Raw genomic sequence first — 7,317 nt, 5'->3', positions numbered from 1 at the left:
CAGCCTGCGGCAGCTCCTACAAGGGGATTGTGTGCACCCATCCCATTGCGGGTGCACGCGATTGGCGTAGGAGCTGCCGATAGGCTGCGATCTTTTGGGGCCGCCGCAAATGCAGGATCAAAAGATCGCAGCCTGCGGCAGCTCCTACAAGGGGATTGTGTGCACCCATCCCATTGCGGGTGCACGCGATTGGCGTAGGAGCTGCCGATAGACTGCGACCTTTTGGGGCCGCCGCAAATGCAGGATCAAAAGATCGCAGCCTGCGGCAGCTCCTACAAGGGGGATTGTGTGCACCCATCCCATTGCGGGTGCACGCGGTCGCAGGCGGCGAGTTTTTCGGGGTCAATTCAGCGCCGGGTCTCCGGGGTTCAGTTGCTTCCAGCCTTGCAGCAACACCTGGGCCTTGGGTTCCTGGCCGTTGTCCAGGTAGTACTGGATCAATGACAGGCGCGCATTGCGGTTGGCCGGCTGCAGCTTGAGGATTTTTTCCAGCTGTGCGCAGGCTTCGTCGATTTGTCCGCTGTCGTGCAGGGCGACTGCCAGTACGTAACCATATTGGGCGTTCTGCGGTTCAAGGCGGGCGGCGTAGCGCAGGGCGGGCATGGCCTGGGCGGTTTTGCCTGCGCGGACCAGCGCCAGCCCCTGGGTGTGTTGCAGCAGCGCTGCATCAGGGTGTTCGCCCAGGGCTTTGGCCAGCAGGTCCTGAGCTTCTTTGCTGCGGCCACTGGTCTCCAGCCATTGCACCAGGGTCACCAGTGCCGGCAAGAAGTCCGGGTCGCGCAGCAGCGCCGCGCGTAATTGCGCTTCGACCTTGGCGCTGCGGCCACTGGCTTGATAGAGCATTGCCAGATTGAGGTTGGCTTCGGCCCGTTCGAGCAGGCTCAATTGCACGGCTTCGTATTCAGCGATGGCCGCATCCCAGGTGGTCTGAGCACTGCCCAAACCGCTGCTAGCGGCGCTCAACAGGTCGCGGGCGGCGGCGATGCGCACGGCGCGGACCGGGTCATTGAGCAGCGGTGCCAGCAGTGGCGCGCGTTCTGCAGGAGGAAGGAAAGCGCTGATCGCCCGAACAGCGCTCTCACGGACCTGCGGCGCCACGTTGCGCAAATCCTGGGTGGCCAGTTTCAGCGCTTGTTCGCTCGGATACAGCGGCAACTCGGCCAGCAGCGTTGCGCGCTGAATCGCGGGCAGGTTGTTGCGCTGCAATTGCTCATACAAGACTTGCGCCGCCCCGGCCTGCCCCCCGCGAATCAGCCCCAGGCTTTCGTCGTAGCGCGGCGCCCGGGCGATCGGGTTGCTGGCCCAGCGTTTGAATTGCTCGGTGATCCCATCGCCGGCCTTGCCTTGATGGCAGGTCAGGCAGGCGTCCGGAGTGCCGAGTTTTTTCGCCCGCTCGGGATTGGGGATGCTGAAGCTGTGGTCATGCCTGAAGTCATTGCCCATGTAGAACTTGCCGGGCATATGGCAATCCACGCACTGGGAGCCCGGTTGGCCGGCCTGGTGCCGATGGTGCTCGGGGGCGTCATAGTTCTTCGCTTGCAGGCCTTTGCCGTCGACTGCCTCCACCGAGGTTTTGCCGGCAGTATTGTGGCATTGCAGGCAGACGCCGTTACCTGGGGCCTTCAGTGCGGTGCTGTGGGGGTTGTGGCAGTTGCTGCAACGCACCCCCTTGTCGAACATTTTGCTTTGCGCGAAGGAGCCGTGTTCGAACACTTCATCCTTGATCTTGCCGTCCAGCGCATACAGTTCGCGGGTCAGCACACTGGGCAGATAGTCATCCATCAAGCGTTTGCCGACGGTATAACCGTCAGCCAGCGGCGCGCGACGGGCATGACAGCGGGCACAGGTTTCGATCTCGGTGGTGGCGTCCTTGGCTTTGAGATCAACGGCAAACCCGGCATGGATCAGGTCGACTTTTTTCGCCGTCCATTTGATATGGTTGGACGCCGGGCCGTGGCAGGCCTGACAGCCGACGCCGAGGCTGTTCCATTGGCTGGCGAAGCTGTTGTTGGCGGCGTCAAAGTTGCGCTGGTAACCGGTGGTATGGCACTCGACGCACATGAAATTGGCGTTCTGGCTGGGTTTGCTCCAGTGCAGCGGGTTCTTGAAATTCACGCCTTGGCCGGGATACAGGTGAAACCAACGATGTTTTTCGGTATCCCAGGCCACGCCCAAGGCTTGCAAGCGACCCTCGCCGACTTCGATCAGGTATTGCTGCAACGGCGCGATGCCGAAGGTGTAGGCGACTTTGAAGTCGGCATTCTTGCCGTCGGCACCGGCGGTGTTGACCCAGAAACTGTCATCTTTACGGAAGAAATGGCTGGACTCATTCTCGTTCTTGAAGGCCACGCCATTGAAATTGGCCAGCACGGTGTCCCCGTTGGCAGTCTGCATCGCCAACTGATGGTGGGAGCCTTGCCAGGCTTTTACCTGAGCGCTGTGGCAACCCTGGCATTGCTGCTCATCGACCATGCTAGCCGGTGGCGCAGGTGCGCCTGTTGGCTTTACGGGCTGCACCGCCGGCGCGCTGACAGGGGTATAGGCCAGCGGCATCGGTTTGCTGTTATGCAGAAAAAGCCATAGCCCTGCGGCGACCAGCAGCAATACGGCGGTAAGGGTGGGGAACAGATAGCGGGTAACGAGAGTAAGACGCGAATCAGGTCGGGGTGTTGCAGCTTTGTTTTTATACGTCGGCATTACGACTTCCATAGTCCGGATGCGTTGACCCGTAAGGTGCGCCTTTAAATTCTTTGCAGCTTTGCTGCATGGCGGGTGCCTGTCAAACGACCTTGGTGAAATTGCCCACAGCCATCGATGAATATTCGGCTTTTGTAATAACAATTTCCTCAGTTTTGGCTATACCTAACTTCGGTACCCACTAGCGTTGCCGGCCATATGACAGGAGTTACAGAATGAAGCTTGCGCTAATGATGAGCACGCTGTGCATTGCCTCTATCGGGGTAGTGGGCTGTTCCAGCAAAGTGCCCCAGCCTGACGAATATTCGGGGTTTCTCAAGGACTACAGTCAGCTCAGAGAGGAAAAGTCCCCTTCAGGGGTTGCGGTGATGCGCTGGATCGATCCAAAACTCAACCTTAACCAATACACCAGCGTCTACATCGAGCCGAGTCAGTTCTATCCCAAACCCCAGCCGACCGTGAAAATCCCGCAAAGCACCTTGTCCGGGATTACCAGCTATTACGATCAGGCGCTCAAACGTGAGATCAGCAAATCGTTGCCCCTGGCCAGCCGCCCCGGCCCGGGTGTGTTGGTGATGCGCGCGGCGATCACCGGCGTCAGCAGTAAAACCCAAGGTCTCAAACCCTATGAAGTGATCCCGATTGCCTTGGTGGCCGCCGCGGTCAGCACGGCCACCGGCATTCGTGACCAGGAAACCGATCTGGCTACCGAAGCGGTGTTTCTTGATGGCGGAAACAACAAGGTCGTAGCGCAGGTCGTTCGCAAAGGCAGCGGTAAACCGCTGGCAAGCGAATCGCAGGTGATGAAGGCCGACGATGTGAAAAATGTCATCGATGGTTGGGCGGCGGATCTGCATCAGTCGTATTTGAAGCTGAAGGCCAAGTAGGGCCGTTAGCTACTTGCTGAGTTGGAAACCCCATCGCGAGCAGGCTCGCTCCCACAGAGTTTTGTGTCAGCCTCAATCCTGGGGCTGACGACCAGGATCAATTCAGGGTTCTGTGTCAGGCCCAATCCTGGGGCTGACCAGGATCAACTGTGGGAGCGAGCTTGCTCGCGATGGCGATCTATCGGTCAACAAAACAACTGACGGATTCAACCTTACTCCCCGACAAACCACCGGTAATACGGATTCCCCCTATCCTCACGCATGGTCACCGTCGGAGTCGCCGAAGGCCTGCAACGGGCATCGACCGATGATCGCGTCGATGCTTTGCGGCTTGCCCGGGCCGTCGTTGGTGTGGGCCAGCTTGGCGGTGCGCAGGATCGACGGTTCACCGTCCTTGATCTGGAACTGGATGACAAAGCTGCTGACGAAGTAGGTCTTGAAGTCCTGGCTGCGCAGGTAGTCGAGCATCTCCAGCATCGGCTGATAGATCATCTCGGTGTAGGGTCTGCCGGTTTTCGGATGACGAGCCTGGCTCAACCAGGTTTTCGTGTTGTCCATAAAGGCTTCGGTTGTGATCCCGGTTTGGGTCGCGCCGACGATCTTCAGCAAGCCGTCCACCGGGAAGCCATAGAGGTAGGCCTCTTTGGCCATTCCCCGCGCTTCCTCCGGTGTCGCCGTGAAGTCCGCCCAGGTGCTGCTACTCAGCAGCAGCGAAAGACCGGCGAATAACAGGCGCGGCGCTTTTTCAATAATCATGTTGCGTCCTTTCAATGAGTCCTTTGGGCGTCATTCCACGGCGCTGATGTCGTCGAGCTTCCAATTCTTGGCGAAACAGGCTTCGGTCGGGCGTAGATCCGCAAGTCACTGAACCCGTCTGTCGAGCACCATCAGCTCGCCGCTCAGGGCTGCGGTTTTGTCTTGAAACTCAACCTGTTATCGGGCGCAGGACGCCAGTGGGTCTGGAGGCGTTGCCAGCGACTGGGCCTGGGTCTGAGCACCCACACCACAACTGGCGAACAGTACAAACAGGCTGAAACCGGCGGCGCGCAGCAAACTATTCATAGCGTTTTCCTTATTTTCCGAAGGTGACGTCAAGTCCGGCAAACAGCGTGAATTGCGGCTGACCCTCGCCTTTGCGTTCCACTGTCCATTGCGGCTCGATGAAGGCGTTGAGAATATTGTCGCGGTCCCTCCAGACCTTGCCGGCACCGAAACCCAGGGGGATGTAGTGAGTGTCGTTTTTCAGGTCGAAGGTCCAGGTACCGGTGGAACGCAGGTACCAGCCCTGGTCCAGGTTGTGAATGATGAATGGCTGCAGGGTCGCCGTTTCAACATCCTGGCGGTCGCTATCGCCGGCAAATGAGCGTTGGTACTGCACCTGCGCACCGAGCAGGCCGCGGGGCGAGGAGTCGATGGCGATCGCCGCCAGGCCGGCCTGCCATTTACCGGTCCCGAGTTCGTCCTGGTCGGCGATCGGCAGGGTGATCTGCGGGCCGATGCCCAGTTGCACGCCATCGGTCTTGAGCAGGAAAATATCGAGCAGGTTCAGATCACCTTCGCCGGTGCTGTAGCCCCCATGGGGATCAGGGTGGGTGCTGATCGGGGCAGTGGCGCGCAGCAACTGCGGGACCCCGATGTAATCATTGGGCGCAATCGGCAGGGTGCCGCGCACTACCAGATCATTGGTGTGGATGTTGGTGTCGTAGAATCTCGGCGTGTAGTAGTCCTGCAGGTTCATTCCCTGCGCGAAGTTCAGCGGGTTGTTGCTTTTATTGACGGTCTCGGCATTTTCGGCCATGGCACAAAACGCAGGCGACAAGGTAGCGGCCAATAGCATGGCGGGTGCGTAGTGATTTATCGTCATGATTCCCCGGTTCCTTCCTGCTCAGCGGACGACTCGGCGCAGGGTGGCCGATTGGTATGACTGTTCGCAGGGGCAAGCCTGTAGGACGCTTCAGATTAAGCTAGCAGGGAACGGCGGGTTAGCCAGTGGGAAGGGATGGCTCGTTGATTTTTGTGCACGGCTTCGTGGGATGTGGGTTCCCCTCGTAGCAGCTGCCGAAGGCTGCGTTCGGCCGCGCAGCGGTCGTAAACCGGCGAACGCATTTTCCCGGAAAAATATGCGGTCTATCCGATTGCGATTGCTGCGCAATCGAACGCAGGCTTCGGCAGCTGCTACGGAACCCATTGCTCGCCCTGCAAGGGAACGAGCGGTACGTTTCTGTTTTTACGAAGCGGGCTCAGTGTTCCAGAGTGCATGTCGGCGGATGTATTTAGCCCGTTTAATCAAAGCTTCGCCTGCCAACTGCTGCATTATGGCTTTATAAGTTGGAGAAACGGTTTTGCCGGCCTCGTAGAGGGCAAAGCTTATTGTGTCGCTATAAAAATCTGTGCGTAAATATTCTTGTCCGGATGCGTTGATTGCAGTGATCGGCTCTTTAGGGTTGGGTATGCCAGCACTATTAACAGGCATATTGCTGTTTCGCAGTTTATAGTAATTCTGGATGGCGGCAGTAGGGTCAGTTGTTATTTCGAGAGGTTGGATTGTGCCTTTTGTTAGCGCACGCTCCAATGTTTCGCTCTCATCTAACATTGTAGGAAGAGCCTTTATTTTGTCTTTGGCGATTTTTACATTGTCCACCAAGTTGCCTGTAGCGACATTTTTTGTCGTTGCTTTGGATATTTTCGCTTGATCTAATCCGGCGATTCCTTTTTTTATATAATATTTTTTTAAAAATATTGCTAAAGGCATGTGCCCCGTCGGATCGCTCTGGTTTATCGGATCCCCTAGACAGTATGCATACGGATTCACGCCCCCTTTCCCAAATGGACTTAAACTGTCCGGACTGTTGAAGCGCATCAACACCGGATTGAACGCTCGATAGCCATTGCCCAATAAATAATGCCCAGTCACCGGATCCCGTCGTTCGCCGTTGAATCCCAGCAGGCTCAGCAACCCGTTTTCGGCGGGGCGATGGCCATAGGGGGAATAGGCGATGGGTTGGGGCGGACTCGTACTGAGTGTCTGCAGCACCGAACGCTGCTGATCGGTGGCCAGCAATGTGGCCTCAAACGCATTGTCGCTGCGCCGTTGTTGCGCCAGGAGTTGGTCGTCGTGTTGGAAAATCGAGTGCTTTACCTGACCCTGAATTTCCGTAGCCAGGCGGCTTTTGCAGTAAAAGCGCTGAAGCTCGGCGGCCGACAATGGTGTAGTGGCGGTAAGCCGGTCCAGCGGGTCGTAGCGGTAGCGGCAGAGTACGATTTCGCGGCGGGAAGACATCGGACGAACTCCTGGGTCCTTTGGGGCAGGATGATCAGGTTCGTCGTTGCTGCCGAGGCTGTCTACTAGCAGAACTGCTAGGCAGCGGCGGTTGGGGGGCGATCCGGGAGCGCTGAATTAACCATTAGAACGCGTTTCGTTTGGCGGTGTTGCAGATCAAAAGATCGCAGCCTGCGGCAGCTCCTACAGTTGTGCGGGGTTGATCGCATTATCGTGGTGAATGTGGGGTTGCTTTGGTGCGGGTCGGCGGATAATCTTTGTGGGTCGCTGCAAAATCAGCGATCGGGTTTGGTCACCCGTTTAATGTCAGGCGCACGAGCGCCAACCTCAGCATGTCGGGCGCTTTTTTTGTGCTTGTTAAATGCTTTGCGGTGAGCTGTGCGCGGGGCACTTTCGAGTGCGCCGGGTGCCTGACTTCCCGGTTGACCAACCTGCGTACAGCCCACCACCTAT

Annotated in this window: 5 protein-coding genes and 2 pseudogenes; 1 reads left to right on the top strand and 6 read right to left on the bottom strand. The window is 57.9% G+C overall.

Annotated features, from left to right (window positions below):
* Positions 1-342: 342 nt before the first annotated feature.
* The gene (locus F8N21_RS09330; RefSeq protein ID WP_150641853.1) at positions 343-2,697 is read right to left on the bottom strand and encodes a tetratricopeptide repeat protein; all 2,355 of its coding nucleotides are present in this window, start codon (positions 2,695-2,697) and stop codon (positions 343-345) included.
* A 215-nt stretch (positions 2,698-2,912) separates the two neighbouring features.
* Here F8N21_RS09330 and F8N21_RS09325 point away from each other — a divergent pair, with 215 nt between their 5' ends.
* Entirely contained in the window at positions 2,913-3,584 is a 672-nt protein-coding gene (locus tag F8N21_RS09325; RefSeq protein WP_150641852.1) for a DUF3313 domain-containing protein, read from the top strand.
* Between the two features lie 264 nt (positions 3,585-3,848).
* On the opposite strand, the pseudogene F8N21_RS09320 reads toward F8N21_RS09325, so the two are convergent.
* The 5 genes and pseudogenes from F8N21_RS09320 to F8N21_RS09310 form a co-directional block, all read right to left on the bottom strand.
* Positions 3,849-4,202: pseudogene (locus F8N21_RS09320) on the bottom strand (haloacid dehalogenase-like hydrolase); the annotation flags it as partial.
* Positions 4,185-4,337, bottom strand: a pseudogene (locus F8N21_RS31445) (DUF1254 domain-containing protein); the annotation flags it as partial. The pseudogenes F8N21_RS31445 and F8N21_RS09320, both read right to left, overlap by 18 nt.
* 180 nt (positions 4,338-4,517) lie before the next feature.
* Complete coding sequence (locus tag F8N21_RS31280) at positions 4,518-4,646, bottom strand: hypothetical protein (protein ID WP_263597296.1); 129 nt, start codon at positions 4,644-4,646, stop codon at positions 4,518-4,520.
* A 10-nt stretch (positions 4,647-4,656) separates the two neighbouring features.
* Positions 4,657-5,448 (bottom strand): hypothetical protein, encoded by a 792-nt coding sequence (locus F8N21_RS09315; protein ID WP_150641851.1) that lies wholly within the window; start codon positions 5,446-5,448, stop codon positions 4,657-4,659.
* Between the two features lie 363 nt (positions 5,449-5,811).
* Entirely contained in the window at positions 5,812-6,864 is a 1,053-nt protein-coding gene (locus F8N21_RS09310) for an RHS repeat-associated core domain-containing protein (protein WP_150641850.1), read from the bottom strand.
* Positions 6,865-7,317: the final 453 nt, after the last annotated feature.

This window comes from Pseudomonas fluorescens, from assembly GCF_902497895.1.
Lineage (GTDB): Bacteria > Pseudomonadota > Gammaproteobacteria > Pseudomonadales > Pseudomonadaceae > Aquipseudomonas > Aquipseudomonas fluorescens_BP.
Note: the sequence above shows the minus strand (reverse complement) of the source record. Positions and strands in the feature narration are given on the sequence as shown.